Origin of the sequence: Micromonospora sp. CPCC 206061 (assembly GCF_036906915.1) — a bacterium.
GTDB lineage: Bacteria > Actinomycetota > Actinomycetes > Mycobacteriales > Micromonosporaceae > Phytohabitans.
In genome coordinates, this window is sequence record NZ_JBAKHX010000004.1 from 329,447 (window position 1) to 344,559 (window position 15,113).

General features: G+C 69.5%; 12 protein-coding genes, 1 pseudogene and 1 riboswitch. Of the genes and pseudogenes, 6 read left to right on the top strand and 7 right to left on the bottom strand.

Annotated features, from left to right (window positions below):
• Positions 1–7: 7 nt before the first annotated feature.
• A riboswitch (cyclic di-AMP (ydaO/yuaA leader) is annotated at positions 8–143 on the bottom strand.
• 138 nt (positions 144–281) lie between these two features.
• Positions 282–671, bottom strand: coding sequence for a LamG-like jellyroll fold domain-containing protein (locus V6V89_RS05930; protein ID WP_334617903.1), 390 nt, complete (start codon positions 669–671; stop codon positions 282–284).
• Positions 672–880: 209 nt separating this feature from the next.
• On the opposite strand from V6V89_RS05930, the gene V6V89_RS05935 reads away from it, so the two are divergent.
• On the top strand, positions 881–2,836 hold the full coding sequence (locus tag V6V89_RS05935; RefSeq protein ID WP_334617904.1) for an N-acetylmuramoyl-L-alanine amidase: 1,956 nt from the start codon (positions 881–883) through the stop codon (positions 2,834–2,836).
• 29 nt (positions 2,837–2,865) lie between these two features.
• On the opposite strand, the gene V6V89_RS05940 is transcribed toward V6V89_RS05935, so the two are convergent.
• The 5 genes from V6V89_RS05940 to V6V89_RS05960 form a co-directional block, all read right to left on the bottom strand.
• Positions 2,866–3,825 carry a C40 family peptidase gene (locus tag V6V89_RS05940; RefSeq protein ID WP_334617905.1) on the bottom strand — a complete coding sequence of 320 codons (960 nt, stop codon included), beginning with the start codon at positions 3,823–3,825 and terminating at the stop codon, positions 2,866–2,868.
• 108 nt (positions 3,826–3,933) lie between these two features.
• On the bottom strand, positions 3,934–4,938 hold the full coding sequence (locus V6V89_RS05945; protein ID WP_334617906.1) for a hemolysin family protein: 1,005 nt from the start codon (positions 4,936–4,938) through the stop codon (positions 3,934–3,936).
• The gene (locus V6V89_RS05950) at positions 4,935–6,245 is read right to left on the bottom strand and encodes a hemolysin family protein (protein WP_334617956.1); all 1,311 of its coding nucleotides are present in this window, start codon (positions 6,243–6,245) and stop codon (positions 4,935–4,937) included. The genes V6V89_RS05945 and V6V89_RS05950 overlap by 4 nt, the downstream gene beginning before the upstream one ends.
• Positions 6,246–6,291: 46 nt before the next feature.
• Positions 6,292–6,825 (bottom strand): VanZ family protein, encoded by a 534-nt coding sequence (locus V6V89_RS05955; protein WP_334617907.1) that lies wholly within the window; start codon positions 6,823–6,825, stop codon positions 6,292–6,294.
• Positions 6,826–6,831: 6 nt separating this feature from the next.
• Positions 6,832–8,931 (bottom strand): (Fe-S)-binding protein, encoded by a 2,100-nt coding sequence (locus tag V6V89_RS05960; protein ID WP_334617908.1) that lies wholly within the window; start codon positions 8,929–8,931, stop codon positions 6,832–6,834.
• Between the two features lie 165 nt (positions 8,932–9,096).
• Here V6V89_RS05960 and V6V89_RS05965 point away from each other — a divergent pair, with 165 nt between their 5' ends.
• Positions 9,097–11,742 (top strand): M4 family metallopeptidase, encoded by a 2,646-nt coding sequence (locus V6V89_RS05965; protein ID WP_334617909.1) that lies wholly within the window; start codon positions 9,097–9,099, stop codon positions 11,740–11,742.
• A 61-nt stretch (positions 11,743–11,803) separates the two neighbouring features.
• Here V6V89_RS05965 and V6V89_RS05970 read toward each other — a convergent pair whose 3' ends face one another.
• A complete protein-coding gene (locus V6V89_RS05970; protein WP_334617910.1) occupies positions 11,804–12,067 on the bottom strand; it encodes a cell division protein CrgA in 264 nt (87 codons plus the stop codon).
• A gap of 135 nt (positions 12,068–12,202) precedes the next feature.
• Here V6V89_RS05970 and V6V89_RS05975 point away from each other — a divergent pair, with 135 nt between their 5' ends.
• From V6V89_RS05975 to V6V89_RS05990, 4 genes and pseudogenes are all read left to right on the top strand, one after another.
• Positions 12,203–13,012: a DUF881 domain-containing protein gene (locus V6V89_RS05975; RefSeq protein WP_334617911.1), complete on the top strand. Its 810-nt coding sequence runs from the start codon at positions 12,203–12,205 to the stop codon at positions 13,010–13,012.
• 38 nt (positions 13,013–13,050) lie between these two features.
• Positions 13,051–14,121 (top strand): annotated as a pseudogene (locus V6V89_RS05980) (class E sortase); the annotation flags it as partial.
• Positions 14,122–14,130: 9 nt separating this feature from the next.
• Positions 14,131–14,421 carry a hypothetical protein gene (locus tag V6V89_RS05985; RefSeq protein WP_334617912.1) on the top strand — a complete coding sequence of 97 codons (291 nt, stop codon included), beginning with the start codon at positions 14,131–14,133 and terminating at the stop codon, positions 14,419–14,421.
• A gap of 4 nt (positions 14,422–14,425) precedes the next feature.
• Positions 14,426–15,076: an aminodeoxychorismate/anthranilate synthase component II gene (locus tag V6V89_RS05990; RefSeq protein WP_334617913.1), complete on the top strand. Its 651-nt coding sequence runs from the start codon at positions 14,426–14,428 to the stop codon at positions 15,074–15,076.
• Positions 15,077–15,113 lie beyond the last annotated feature (37 nt).

The following is a 15,113-nucleotide window of genomic DNA, read 5'->3' on the forward strand; positions in this document are numbered from 1 at the left end:
TCCGCACTCCTTCTCCCTGAACCGCCTGCCGGGTTAGCTGACGGGTTCGGGCGGGAAGAACGCCCTACCGCATGACTGCGGATTCACCCCGAGGTGCGGTTGGGTCCCCGGCTCGGAGACGACCGATTCGACGGATCGAACCGTGGTCTTCCACGGTGGAAGGCCAGCCTCCGGCTCGACGATCCCCAAGGGTAGGAGCGGCGTGTCGGCGTGCGCAAGCGGAACGGCGTGTTTCTTCGGTGCGTATACGACCCCGTAGCGGAACGTATATCGAAACGACGTCAGTCAATGACTAGAAATACGTCATCGAGCAGCCCGGCGTACTGATCGTTGTTAGGCGACAAGTTCTTCGCACCGATTCGAAGTGGTTCGGAATTCACAATGGACACGTCGGCGGGTACCGGTATGCGGCCGAGCGCGGCACCATCCACCGAAATGGACAGATTGGTGCTGGTACGGGTGCAGGCGAGCACATGCCATCGGCCGTCCGCCACGGTGACCGGGGCGATCACCCGGTAGATCTGGGCCTTGCTGGCCACGACGCAGCTCGGGTGGCCCGCGCTCCCGTCAACCTGGAGCTTGAGCTGCGTGACGCCGCCGGTCGAGTACCCCTTCTGCATCACGTTGGCGCCGTCACCGGCCAGGAGTAGCACGTGTATCTTGGGCGACATCGCTCGATTGTGGAGATTTGCGAAGACCGACGGCAATCCCACTCGGTGAAGATTTTTTACGTCTGCGCTGCACGTGACGGAACCTATTGACGCCAACGGCCGGCCGGGCCAGTGTGATCGCAAGGCCATCGATAGGAGGTTCGATGCACCGTCTAGCAACGCGGATCGCGGTCAGCCCAGTGGTGGTACGCCCAATGGTGGTAGGCCCAATGATGGTAGGCGCGGTGATAGGCGCGGTGATGGTAGGCGCCGCGACGCTGGTGGCGACCGGCCCGTCGCCCGCCACGGCGGCACCAGGGAGCATCCGGCAGGAACAGTATGCCGCCGCGGCGGCCGAGTACGGGGTACCGGAGGCGGTGCTGCTCGGCGTCTCCTACCTGGAGTCGCGGTGGGACACCAACGCCGGCACACCTAGCACCAGCGGCGGGTTCGGCCCGATGCACCTGACCGACGCGGCGTACGTGTCCTCGCTGCCGGGCAATCACCACGACTCCGACGAGGAGGACCCGCGCGGCGACGAGGCACGGCCAGTGAAGCGGGTCGACTCCGGTGGTGTCGCGCCGCCAGCGACCGAGGCGCTCCAGAGCCTCGACCGGGCCGCCGCGCTCACCGGCGCCGCCGAGGAAGCCCTGCGCGCCGACCCGAACACGAATATCAAGGGTGGCGCGGCGCTGCTGTCCGCGTACCAGAAAGCCATAGCTGGACCGACGGGGAGCGCGAGCGATCCGGCGGCCTGGTATGGCGCCGTGGCCAAGTACAGCGGCGCGGACAGCGCCGACGCCGCGGCGGCCTTCGCCGACGAGGTCTACACGACGATCCGCGACGGCGCGACCAGGGTGACCGACGACGGCCACCGCGTCACGCTCGCCGGCCGTGGCATCACGCCGGCGCGCGGCTGGCTGGACCGGCTCCACCTGCGCAAGTTGGCACGGCCGGACGGCCTGGAGTGCCCGGTCGACATCTCCTGCGAGTGGATCCCGGCGCCGTACGAGGCGTGGACGGATGCCAACGGCAACCCCGATTACGGCAACCACGACAAGGGCAACCGTCCCAAGCAGCAGAAGATCGAGTACATCGTCATCCACGACACCGAGGGCTACTTCCAGCCGTCGGTCGACCTGGTGCTCGACCCGACGTACGTGAGCTGGCACTACACGCTGCGGTCGGTCGACGGGCACATCGCGCAGCACATCAAGGCGAAGGACGTCGGCTGGCACGCGGGCAACTGGTTCGTCAACGCGAAGGCGATCGGGCTGGAGCACGAGGGCTTCGCGGCGCAGGGCACCTGGTACACCGAAGCGATGTACCGCACGTCGGCCAAGCTCGTGCGGCACCTGGCGACGCGCCTCGGCATCCCGCTCGACCGCAACCACATCATCGGCCACGACAACGTGCCGGGCACGCTGCCGTCGACGGTGCGCGGCATGCACTGGGACCCGGGCCCGTACTGGGACTGGTCGCACTACTTCGACCTGCTCAAGGCGCCGTTCCGGCAGTTCGGGACGGCGCGGACCGGCCTCGTGACGATCGACCCGCACTTCGCGACGAACAAGCCGGCATTCACCGGATGCTCCGGTGGGGCGAACAACCCGTGTCCGGTACGCGGCTCTTCGGCCGTCATCCTGCACACCGCCCCGGACCCGGCTGCGCCACTGCTCAGGGACATCGGGCTGCGGCCGAACGGCGCCGACACGACGATGCAGGTGTCGGACCACGGGTCGCGTGTGTCGGCGGGGCAGACGTACGCGGTCGCGGACCGGCAGGGCGACTGGACGGCAATCTGGTACCTGGGGCAGAAGGGCTGGTTCTACAACCCGCCCTCGGCTCCCGCGGCGAAGTGGTCGACCGGCCTGGTCGTGACACCCAAGCCGGGCAAGGCGACGATCCCCGTCTACGGGCGCGCGTACCCGGAGCAGGCGGCGTACCCGACCGGCGTGCCCTACCAGGCGATCACACCCTTGCAGTACACGTTCGCGGCCGGGCAACGGTACGCCGTCGGCAATGTGTTGCCGAGCGAGTACTACCGGGCGGTGACGTTCGACGGCTCGTCACCTGGTGACTGGACGGTGATCCGGGGCGAGACGAAGTATGTGCAGATCCAGTTCGGGCACCGGATCATGTTCGTGAACCTGGCGGACGTGCAGATCCTGCCGTCGTTCCTCTGATTTGGGTGGGGCCGCGAGGCCCCACCCCCTCAGCTCGGGCGCCGGAAGCCCACGACGGGCATAGTGTCGATGCGCGCCATCTGCACCGGTTTGCCGGTACGCGGCGCGTGCACCATGATGCCGTCGCCCACGTACATGCCGACGTGGTGCAGATCGCTGTAGAAGAAGACGAGGTCGCCGGGGCGGGCGTTGGCGCGGCTCACCACCGCACCCTCTTTCCACTGGGTGGCGGCGTGGTGCGACAGGCCAACCCCGGCCTTGCCCCACGCGAACTGGGTCAGCCCCGAGCAGTCGAACGACCCCGGCCCGTCGGCGCCCCACACGTACGGCTTGCCGATCTGCGCGCACGCAGTCTTGACCGCCGTGCCGGCCTTCCCACCGATGTACTCGGCGGGGCACGGCCCGATCCGCAGCGCGCCGCCGGACGACGAGGATCCGTACGCGCTTTCGCGCAGGTCCTGAAGCCGGCCGATCTCACCGTCGATCTTCTTCTTGCGGGCGGCCAGCTCGGTGTCCTGCTGCTTCTGCTGCTCGATGAGCGCGTCGAGCTTCTCCTTCTCCGACGCGTACTTGTCGCGCGCTTCCATCACGTCGGCAACCTGGGCGTGCTCCTGCGCGGCCAGCCGGTCGAGGATCGTGAGCTGGTCGACGAACGTGGTGGTCGAGCCACTGGTCAGCAGCGCGTTCAGGTCGGAGCCCGGGCCAGTCATGTAGTACCGGGAGGCGATCGAGCCGATCCGCAGCATCGCCAGGTCGGCCTGGAGCGACAGCGGCTGGATCTTCTTCTCCAGCTCGGCGGCCTTCTTCTGGTTCGCCTTGAGCTGGTTGTGCACCTTGTTGTACTGCTCGATGACGGGTTCTAGCTGCTCCCACTGGGTGTCGATCTGTTTTTCGATCTCGTCGACGGTGGGTGCGGCGTGCGCCGCGGTGGCGGGCAACAGTCCGGCGAACACCGCGGTTGCCAGCAGTACAAGGCCGCGCAGAGACAAGAGTCCGGCTCCTTGGGGGTGTGGCCGAGGGAGCCTCCGGAGGGGGGAAGGGAGGCGAGCGGGTCCACATCGGCCGCTGGCCACCCTATGGAAGATCAGCGACAGAAATCAAGCGCCGACGACGGCGGTCAGCACATCGTCGAGCGTCACCACACCGAGCGGAGTGCGGCCGTCACTCACGAGTGCGATGTGACGGCGTTCGCGCCGCATCGCCAGCAGGAGCTCGGCGAGAGTGCGGTCGGGCGGCACCACCGGCAGCGGGCGGAAGATCTCCGGTGGCACGGGCGCGATCCGCTGCGCGCCCTCGTACCCGAGGACGTCCTTGATGTGCACGAAGCCCAGTACCCGGCGGTTGGCGCGCTGTACGACGGGGAAGCGCGACCGGCCGGTGCGGGTGGCGAGCACCTCCAGCGACGCGGGCGACACGTCGTCGGCGACCGTGGTGACGCTCGACCACGGCCGCATCGCGTCGGCGGCGGTGCGCTCGTTGAGCGCCAGCGCGCCGGTGATCCGGGCGTGCTCCTCGGCGTCGAGCAGGCCCTCGGTGCGCGCCTGCGAGACCAGCCCGGCCAGCTCCTCGGCGGTGAACACCGTCTTCACCGCGTCGGTCGCCTCGATCCGCCAGATCCGCAGTACCATCCGGGAGGCCCAGCGCATCGCCACCAGCAGCGGCTTGGTCGCAAGGCAGAACGCCAGCATCGCCGGGCCGAGCCACAGCGCGGACACCTCTGGGCCGGCGAGCGTGATGTTCTTCGGCACCATCTCGCCGATCACCGTGTGGAGGAACACGACCACGCCGAGGGCCAGCACGAACGCCACCGGGTGCAGCGCGCCGTCGGGGATGCCGAGCGCGTGGAACGGCCCTTCCAGGAAGTGGGCGAGCGCGGGCTCGGAGATCGCGCCGAGCAGCAGCGCGCATACCGTGATCCCCAGCTGCGCGCCGGCGATCATCAAAGGGATCTGGTTCATCGCGGACAAGGCCCAGCGAGCCCGCTGCGACGTCTCGGCGAGCGGTTCGATGACGGTACGCCGGGACGCGATCAGCGCGAACTCGCTCCCGACGAAGAAAGCGTTGCCGAGCAGGAGAGCCACGGTGATCACTAAGCCGCTCATAGTGCGTGCGCCTCCTCGGAAGCCACCACGCGGACCTGCTCGATGCGGTGCCGGTCCATCTCGACGACCGTGAACTCCCAGCCGTTCTCCTCGACGGTCTCGCCCACGACCGGGATGTGGCCGAGCCGGGCCATCAGGAAGCCAGCCAGCGTCTCGTACGGGCCCTCGGGCAGCCGGAAGCCGGTCTGCTCCTGGAGTTCGTCTTCGCGCAGCACACCGTCGACCAGGAAGCTCTGCTGGCCGCCGAGGGCCGTCAGCTCGACCGGGCCGGTGTCTTCGACCAAGTCCGGGTCGAACTCGTCGGCGATCTCCCCGACCAGCTCTTCGACCAGGTCTTCCAGGGTCACGACACCGTCGGTGCCGCCGTACTCGTCGACCACGATCGCCAGGTCGGCGTCCGCCGCGCGTAGGGCGGCCAGCACGCTGTCGAGGTCCAGGCTTTCCGGCACGTAGACGGGCTCGCGCGCCACCGCGGCCACCGTCGTGGTCGACCTGCGCATCGGCGGTACGCCCAGCGCGTCCGGCACCCCGGCGACGCCGGTGACCAGGTCGAGCGTGTCCTCGTACACGAGGAAGCGTGTGTGGCCGGTCTCCCGGGCGGCCGCGATCAGCTCGGCCACCGTGGCGTCCGCCTTGAGCGCGACCACGTCGACACGGGGCGTCATCGCCTCGGCCGCCCGCTTCTCTCCGAACCGGATCGTGCGCCGCAGCAGCATCGCGGTGTCGGCCGGCAGCGCGCCTGCCCTCGCCGAGATCGCGGCGAGCAGCCCCAGCTCCTCCGGGGAGCGGGCACTGGCCAGCTCCTCCTGGGGCTCGACGCCGAGGCGGCGCACCAGCCAGTTCGCGGAGCCGTTCAGCACGCGGATCAGCCAGCGGAACATTATGGAGAAGGTGCGCATGGGTGCTGCGGTGGACAGCGCCACCGGCATGGGGCGGGCGAGGGCGGCGTTCTTGGGCACCAGCTCACCGAAGAGCATCGACAGCAGCGTGGCGAGGCCGAGCGCCAGGGCGGGCGTGACGCTGTCGGTGGCGTCGCCCGCGAGCGGCCGGATCACCGGGCTGAACAGCTTCGCCAGGGCGGGCTCGGCGAGGTAGCCCGTGAGCAGGGCGGTGATGGTGATGCCGAGCTGAGCGCCGGAGAGCTGGAAGGACAGCTCCCGCAGTGCCTTGCGGACGGTGCGGGCCCGCCGGTCGCCCTCGTCGGCGCGCTTGTCGATCTCGGGTCGGTCGACGGTGACCAGCGCGAATTCGGCCGCGACGAAGAACGCGTTGCCAGCGGTGAGCGCCACGAAGCCGACCAGCGGCAGGAGCGCGGTCAGTAACAGGCCGTCGATGATCGGTTCACCTCGGCCGTCATTGTCCCACGCGACCCACCTTGATCAGCCGCAGCATCACCACGGCGAAGGCGATGCCGAGCACCGCGCCGATGGCGTTGTTGGCCCAGTCGCGCGCGGCGCAGTCGCGGCCCAGATCCAGCGCCGACTGGGCGACCTCGATGGCCACGGGAAGCAGGACGCCGACGAGGGCCACCAGCCCGGGCCGGCGGCTCGCCAGGGTGGCGAAGAACGTGAACGGCATGAACATCAGGACGTTGCCGACGCGCTCGCCACGATCGTTGGTGGCGACCAATCCGCGGGCGAACGCTTCCAGGTCGGCGAGTGCCCGGCCGCAGGCGGCGAGTCCGGATGATTCGGTGGTGCCCGGTGCCGGTGGGAGGGTGAGCGTCGCGATCGCGGCCAGGCCGAGCAGGGCGCCGAGGGTGGGCAGTGCCGGCCAGCCCAGCTTGCGGGAGAGTGGCCGGAACACCGCCACCGCGGCGGTCGCCAGGAAGAAGAGCGTGAGCGCGGGCCACGGTTCGGCGAGGAACGCCTTGGCCCAGCCGATCACCGGTGGTCAGCCCTGCTGCTGCACGGAGCGGAGTAGCACGGTCGCCACGTCGACGACCTCGACCTCGTCGGCCGCGCCCTTGCCGGTGACGCCGTCGCCGATCATCGTGTAGCAGAACGGGCAGCCGACGGCGATCGTCTTGGCACCCGTCGACAGGGCCTCCTCGACGCGTTCGACGTTGATGCGCTTGCCGATCCGCTCCTCCATCCACATGCGAGCACCGCCTGCGCCGCAGCAGAATGACCGCTCGCTGTTGCGCGGCATCTCGGTGACGGTGCCGGCCTGCTGAAGGATTTCGCGGGGTGGGGTGAATACGCGGTTGTGCCGGCCCAGGTAGCAGGGATCGTGGTAGGTGATGCCGCCGTCGACCGGCTGCACCGGCGTGAGCTTGCCGCTCGACACCAAGTGGGCCAGCAACTGGGTGTGGTGCACGACCTCGTACTGGCCGCCAAGCTGCGGGTACTCGTTGCCGAGTGTGTTGAAGCAGTGCGGGCAGGACGCAACGATCTTCTTCACGCCCGCCTCGTTGAGCGTCTCCACGTTCTGCTGGGCGAGCATCTGGAAGACGAACTCGTTGCCGATGCGGCGGGCGGGGTCGCCGGAGCAGGTCTCGCCCTCACCGAGGATCGCGAAGCTGACCCCTGCCTCGTGCAGCAGCGTGGCCACCGCGCGGGTGGTTTTCTTGGCCCGGTCTTCGAACGCGCCGGCGCAGCCGACCCAGAAGAGGTACTCGAAGTCGTCGACCTCGCCGACCCGCGGCACCTCGAAGGCGAGGCCCTTTGTCCAGTCTTCGCGGGTGTTCTGCGGGGCGCCCCACGGGTTGCCCTTGTTCTCCAGGTTGCGCAGCATCACCCCCGCCTCGGACGGGAACGACGACTCGATCAGCACCTGGTACCGGCGCATGTCGACGATGTGGTCGACGTGCTCGATGTCGACCGGGCACTGCTCGACGCAGGCGCCGCAGGTGGTGCACGACCAGAGGACGTCGGGGTCGATGACGCCGCCGTCGTCGGGGCCGCCAATGAGCGGGCGCTGGGACTCGGCCAGCGCGAGGGCGTCCACATTGCTGTGATCGTCCCCCGCCAGCAGGTACGGGGCTTTCGCGTACGCGTGGTCACGCAGCGAGAGCACGAGCAGCTTCGGCGACAGGGGCTTGCCCGTGTTCCAGGCTGGGCACTGCGACTGGCAGCGGCCGCACTCGGTACAGGTGGTGAAGTCGAGCAGGCCCTTCCAAGTGAATTGCTCGACCGCCGCCACGCCGAACTGGTCCTTCTCCGGGTCGGCCTCCTCGAAGTCCAGCGGCTTGCCGCCGGACATCATGGGGCGCAGCGGTCCGAGGCCGGAGCCGGCCGGGCGGGCGGGCTCGCGCTTGAAGAAGATGTTGAAGAACGCGGCGAACCGGTGCCACGCCACGCCCATGGTCACGTTGAGCGCGATCGTGATCAGCCAGGTCATCGAGATGATGATCTTTACTAGGGCGGTGATGCTGAGCGCCGCCTCCGAGGCCGGCAGCACCTCGCCGAGCGCGTGCGAGACCGGCGCCGCCCACACCGGCCACTCGCCGTGCCCGGTCGCCTCCTTGAACCCGCGGATGAGGAACCCGCAGATCAGCACCGCGACGATGACGAACTCGACGAAATAGCCCTGCCACATCGTCGAGCCGGTGAACCGGGACAGCCCACGCGCCTTGCCGGGCCGGTTGCGCAGCCGGATCGCGATCAGCACCAGGATGCCGAGCAGGCCGAAGACGCCGATCAGCTCGGTCGCCAGGCCGAAGAGCGCCCAGCCGCCGATCAGCGGCAGCCCGGCGTGCGGGTCGACGACCTCGAAGTACGCCTCCAGCACCAGCAGCGACAGCACGACGAAGGCGACCATCACGAACCAGTGCGCCGCACCGACGACGCTCCACTTGAGCATCCGGGTGTGGCCCACCGTCTCGGTCAGCATCCGCTTGGTCCGAGTGCCCTTGTCGCCGAAGCGCTCCGGGTCGGGCTGCCCCAACCGGATCACCGAGAGCATCGTGCGTACCGCGCGTACGGCCAGCGCGACGGCCACGAGCGTAATGGCGGCAGCCAACACCGTTGTCACGATCTGGACAGTGCCCATGTGCTCCCGGCCTCCCGATCTTCGTTTCCGGCGCTCCCAGAGTACCCACAAGGTTACCGGTCAGTAACGTGGGCTTCCTCCCTGACCTTAGGACAAGCAGGGGATGGCGCGGCCGTGACGCGTCTCTCTAGACTCGCGCCGACTTCAATACGGGGAGGAACTCTCTTGCGACCACGCGTACGCGCGGCCGGTGCTGGCGCCTGCTTGGCACTCGCTGCCATCGTCGGCGCCGCGGTAATCGTCGCGTCCAACGACTCAAACGACTCAGAAGCACGCTTCGTCGGCGCCGGTTCCGCCGCCCGCCCCGGTGAGACTGCCGCAGCCGTCCCCGCGGTGGCGCCGGGCGACCCCACGCCCAGCCCGGGCGGCGCCAAGGCCGGTGGCCGGCTCACCTCCGCCGCCGCGCTCCAGGAGCTGCGGCGCGCCGGCGGCAAGCAGCCTGCGGTTCGGGTCGTCAACGGCCGAGTACGCACGCTGGCCGCGCCCGCTGGCGACGCGCTGAAGCTGCCGCTGGGCGTACCGGCCGGCGCCAGCGCCGAGACGACCGCCAACGCGTTCGTCAACCGCTACGGCAGCGCCTTCGGCCTCGACGCCGCCACCAGCACCAAGCCCGCTGGCACCGCCACGCTCGCCGGTGGTGACACCGTCGTGCGGTTCAACCAGTACGCGGGAGGCCTGCCCGTCCTCGGCGGCCAGGTTCTCGTCACGCTGAACCGGAGCGGCGGCATCCTGGGCGCGAGCGCGGAGACCGCGATGAGCCCGCCGGTCAGCACCTCCGCCCGCATCAGCACGGCGGCCGCTCAGCGCACCGCCATCCTCGCCGTCGCCAAGGAACTGGGCGTCGAGGCCGGCACGCTCGTCCCCGGCCAGACCAAGCTCTGGCTTTACGACCCGCGTCTGGTCGACGGGCAGGGCGCGCCCCAACTGCGGCCCACCTGGTGGGTGCAGGTCTACGGCCCGGGTGGCATCACGGGCCACGGGCTCGGGTCGGCGCTGGTCGACGCCGCCGACAACAAGGCCGTCCTGGTCCTCTCCGAGCACCGGCGCGCCCGCAACCGCATCGTCTGCGACATGGCGAACAGGCCAACCGACCTCAACGATGTCGGCAGCTACTGGTGCAGCGCCGACCCCGCCGGACCCGCTATCACCCGCACCGAGGGCGGCGCGGCCTCGTCGGTCGCCGACGTCAACGCCGCGCACAACTTCACCGGGCAGACGTACGACTACTTCGCCAGCCAGTTCGGGCGGGACTCGATCGACGGCCGAGGCATGCAGATCCGGACCACCGTCCGAGCCTGTCACCTCGCCTGCCCGTTCGAGAACGCGTTCTGGGACGGCGCACAGCTGACCTTCGGCGCCGGGCTGGTCGCCGACGACATCGTGGCCCACGAGTACACCCACGGCGTGACCGAGCACACCTCGAACCTCTTCTACGCGTTCCAGTCCGGCGCGATCAACGAGGCGTTCTCGGACATCTTCGGTGAGTTCGTCGACCTGGCCCACGGCACGGACGGGCCGCGCTGGCGGATCGGCGAGGAGGCCGGCATCGGCGCGATCCGCGACATGGCCAACCCGGAGCTGTTCAGGCACCCGGCGTACGTCGGCGGCCCCAACTACTACACCGGCTTCCTGGACAACGGTGGCGTGCATATCAACTCCGGCGTGGTCAACAAGGCGGCCCAGCTCATCGCGGATGGCGGCTCGCAGAACGGCAGCACGGTCACCGGCATCGGCCTCGCCAAGTCGGCCCAGCTCTGGTACCGGGTGATGCACCTCGTCACCACCGGCTCCGGCTTCGCCGACGTGGGCGCTGCCATGCAGAGCGCCTGCCGGCAGCTCGTCGGCCGGTTCGGCATCACGCGCGCCGACTGCACCCAGGTCGACAACGCGGTGACCGCGACCGCGCTGTTCGCACAGCCGAGCGTCCCGTCGGCGGCGGTGGTCGACCGGTGCAACGTCGCCGGCCAGCAGCCCGCCGTCCGGCTGTACCAGGACGACATCGAGCGCACCGGTGGCTGGATCTTCGACCGGGCGTACTGGCAGGTCATCCCGTCCGGTGAGGTGCCGGTGAGCTGGGCACACTCGGGCCTGCGGGCGATGTACGGGTGGATGCCGAGCGCGGCGACGCCGGGCACGAGCGGCTCCGCCACGATGAGGACGCCGGTCACGATCCCTGCCGGGGAGACGCACTTCGCCCTGCACTACAACGTGCCGACGTTCAACACGTCCACGGGCGGGCTGGCGATCGAGTACAACGCCGGTGGCGGCTGGGTGGCCCTGCCAGCCGACCCGAGCACGCCGACTCCGACCGGCGCCTCGACGAGGGGCTACGTCACCGCGTCGTACGACGTGAGCAGCCTCGCCGGGCAGAGCGTGCGGTTCCGGTTCCGGCTCGCCCGGACCTCGCTGGATCGGGAGTGGCTGGTCGACGACGTCCGGCTGTACCAGTGCGTCGCCGCGCCTTCGGTGCCGCGGAACGTGACCACGGAGTGGGCCGCTGGCAACACGTCCGCGACGGTCACCTGGGACCGGCCGGCCTCCGGCAGCGCGGTCGACCACTACGAGGTATCGGTCGACGGAAGCCCGAACCGGACGAACGTGGCGCCCGGCGGCGATACCACGTCACTCGTGCTCAACGGGCTGGACGCCGCCAGGGGTCACATCGTCCGGGTCTGGGCGGTGGACGCGGCGGGCGGCCGGAGCCTGCCGGCGGAGCTGCGGTTTGCGGTCAACCCGCCGGCCGAGTGCACCCCGGGCAGCGTGACCGTGATCAACGGCAAGCCGGTGCCATGCCGCAGGCCGTCGTTCTGACCTGAGGAGAGAGGGCCGGGGCACTTCGGTGCCCCGGCCCTCTTGCGTTGTGAGCCGGCGCCTAACGCCAGCGGGAGAGCAGGATCAGCGAGGCGACCATCGCACCGAAGCCGACCGCGAGGTTCCAGTACCCCCAGGAACCGACCGGGTACGCGGTCTCGGACAGGTAGTACACGACCAGCCAAGCGATGCCAGCGGCGATCAGGCCAACGGCCGTGATCGGCAGCCAGATCGGGCTCGGCTTCTTTGCCGCCTGGGTGCCGGCGGGCCGGACGTCGGCGGGTGGCGTGTAGACCTTCTTCTTACGGACCTGAGACTTAGGCACGACGCTTTCTCCTGTCAGAACTCTTGTCCATAGATTAGCGCCGCTGCGCCCTACCGTCAGGTCGGGCGAGGATCGCAACAACAGTTAGAGTAGTCAAGCCGACGCGCGCAGCACGAGGGGGGCACGGGAGACTCGGTGGAATACACGTCCGGCGCCACCTCATGGCGCGAGGCGCTTCGTCGGGCTGTTGCCGGTTTGCTGCCCCGACGGTCGGTGCGTCCGCGTTCGGGGTGGTCCGTGGTTGTTCCGTTGATCGCTGTCGCGGCTGGGCTGCTCTTCACCACCAGCGCCACGACCGCCGACGGCACCGCCTTGCGCGAAGACCGCCGTCCCCAGCTCGCCCAGCTCATCGAGGACAGGCGCGAGCGGGTCGAGGCGAGCGACAAGCGGCGGGCGGCGCTGCTGGCGCAGGTCGAGGCGGAGACCGACGTACTTGCCGGGTCCGACCAGCCGATCGCCGAGCAGCAGCGCCGGGGCGACAAGAGCCGGCAGGCCGCTGGCTTCACCGCGTTGCGTGGCCCGGGGCTGACCGTGCGACTCGACGACGCGCCACGACTCGGCGACACGAACCGGCCGGGCAACCCAAGCAACGACGACCTCGTTGTACACCAGAGCGACGTGCAGGCCGTGGTCAACGCTTTGTGGGCAGGCGGCGCCGAGGCTATGTCGATCATGGACGTGCGGGTGATCTCCACGAGCGCGGTACGCTGCGTCGGAAACACGCTGCTGTTGCATGGGCGGGTGTACTCCCCACCGTTCAAGATCACGGCCATCGGCAACCCGACGGCGCTCCAGCAGGCACTCGCCGCTTCGGAGGGTGTCCGACTCTTCCGAGACGCCGTCAACCACTTCGGGTTGGGCTACCGGGAGACCGTCGAAGGGAGCGTGACCGTGCCGGCGTACGACGGTTCGAGCGCGCTCAACTCGGTTGAGGTGCCCAAATGAGCCGCCATCGCGCACCCGACGGCGACGACGAGACCGCCTACATCCCGCGGATCTCCGACGAGGCGCCGCCGGTGATACCCGGTCCGCCAACGGCGCCGCCCACCCCTGAGCCCTCTCCTGCGGCCGAACGGCCCACGCCACGGCCCAGCCCTCGCCCTTCCGTCCCGCCGCCCGCCCCGACGGTCACGGTGTCGTTCCAGCCGGCGCCTGACCCGGCGGCCACCACGCTCATACCCGCCGTCGGCCGCCTCGATCCTGAGACCACCGGGCTGCTGGGTGCGGTACCACCTACTCCTCCGCAGCCCGACGAGCCACTGGCAGGCGACGGCGCTCCCGCCGCGCCGCCGCCCAAGCCCCGTCGGGGTGAGCGGGTCGTCAAGCTGCGCCCCGAGCAGACCGACGAGGGCTACAAGAGCGTGTACTCCGAGCTCACCCGGCCGACCGTCGGGTCACGCATCCGTAGCGGGGTTCGTGGCCTCGGCGAGGTGATGATCACGTTCGGCGTGATCGTGCTGCTCTTCGCCGCGTACGAGGTCTGGGGCACCACCGCGGTCATCGGCGACCACCAGAACGACCTCGACCAGCAGCTCGCCCAGGAGTGGGACGAGCCCGCGGCCGACCCGACCGTCGGCCCCACCCCGACCGGGTCCGCTCCTGGCCCGCCCACCGGCATCGCGCGGCTCTACATCCCCAAGCTGGACAAGCAGTGGGTGGTGGTCGAGGGCGTCACGCAGAAGGCCATCCGGTACGCGCCGGGCCACTACCCCAGGAGCGCCGACCCCGGCCAGGTCGGCAACTTCGCGGTCGCCGGCCACCGGAACAGGGCCACCTTCTGGCGCCTGGACGAGCTCAACGTCGGCGACGCGATCGTAGTCGAGACCAAAAAAGAATGGTTCGTCTACAAGGTCACCCGCAACCACATCGTAATACCGAGCGCGATCGAGGTGGTCGCGCCCGTGCCGGGCAAGCCCGGCGTGAAGCCCACCACGGCGATGCTGACGCTGACCACGTGCAACCCTAAGTTCGACAACTACCAGCGACTGATCATCCACGCGCAGCTGAGCCGGGAGCAGGCACGCTCCAAGGGCCGCCCTGCGGAGTTGGGTTAGGACCCGGTCGTGTACGCGTGGATCTGGCGCCATTTGCCGTTTCGGCGTTGGCAGTACAAGCTGGTCACGTCGCTGGTGCTGATCGGCGCCCTCGGCGCGCTGATGTGGTACGTGGTCTTCCCTTGGGCGGAGCCGCTGCTGCCGTTCGACGACGTGCAGGTCGAGCAGGATTCCGGTGATCCTGGCTTCGCCCCCGCCGACCCGGGCGCCGACCCGTCGGCCACCACTGGGGACGAGCACGACATCCCTTATGAAACAGACGAGAACAATCCCGAACCAACCACAACGCCGAACAGGTGATGGCATGCGCGTCCTGGTGATCGACAACTACGACTCGTTCGTCTTCAACCTGGTGCAGTACCTGGGTCAGCTGGGCGTCGACTGCGAGGTGCGGCGCAACGACGAGATCGACCTGGCCGCCGTCGGCCGCTCCGGCGCCGCCGGGGTCCTGCTCTCCCCCGGCCCGGGTACTCCCGAACGCGCCGGCATCTGCATGGACGTGATCACGGAGTACGGCGGAAAGCTGCCCATCTTCGGCGTGTGCCTCGGTCACCAGGCATTCGGAGCGGCGTTCGGCGCCACCGTCACCCGGGCCCCCGAGCTGCTCCACGGCAAGACGTCGGAGGTGCACCACAAGGGCGAGGGCGTGCTGGCTGGCCTGCCCGACCCGTTCACCGCGACCCGATACCACTCGCTGGCCGTGGTCGAGGCGACCCTCCCGCCGGAGATCGAGGTGACCGGCCGCACCGAGTCCGGCGTGGTCATGGCCATGCGGCACCGCGAGCTGCCGATCGAGGGCGTGCAGTTTCACCCCGAGTCGGTGCTGACCGAGGGCGGGCACAACATGCTGGCCAACTGGCTGGCAGCGTGCGGGATGCCCGAGGCGCTGGACCTGGCGCCAGCGCTGGCCGCCGAGGTCGAGCACCGCCGCCGCTCCGCCTTCGCAACCTCGTAATCCACAGGCCGACCCGATTATCCACAGGCACATCTAG

Coding starts and splice junctions, on each gene's coding strand:
- V6V89_RS05990 (WP_334617913.1), top strand. CDS start 14,426: ATGCGCGTCCTGGTGATCGACAACTACGACTCGTTCGTCTTCAACCTG.
- V6V89_RS05935 (WP_334617904.1), top strand. CDS start 881: ATGATGGTAGGCGCGGTGATAGGCGCGGTGATGGTAGGCGCCGCGACG.
- V6V89_RS05930 (WP_334617903.1), bottom strand. CDS start 671: ATGTCGCCCAAGATACACGTGCTACTCCTGGCCGGTGACGGCGCCAAC.
- V6V89_RS05960 (WP_334617908.1), bottom strand. CDS start 8,931: ATGGGCACTGTCCAGATCGTGACAACGGTGTTGGCTGCCGCCATTACG.
- V6V89_RS05945 (WP_334617906.1), bottom strand. CDS start 4,938: ATGAGCGGCTTAGTGATCACCGTGGCTCTCCTGCTCGGCAACGCTTTC.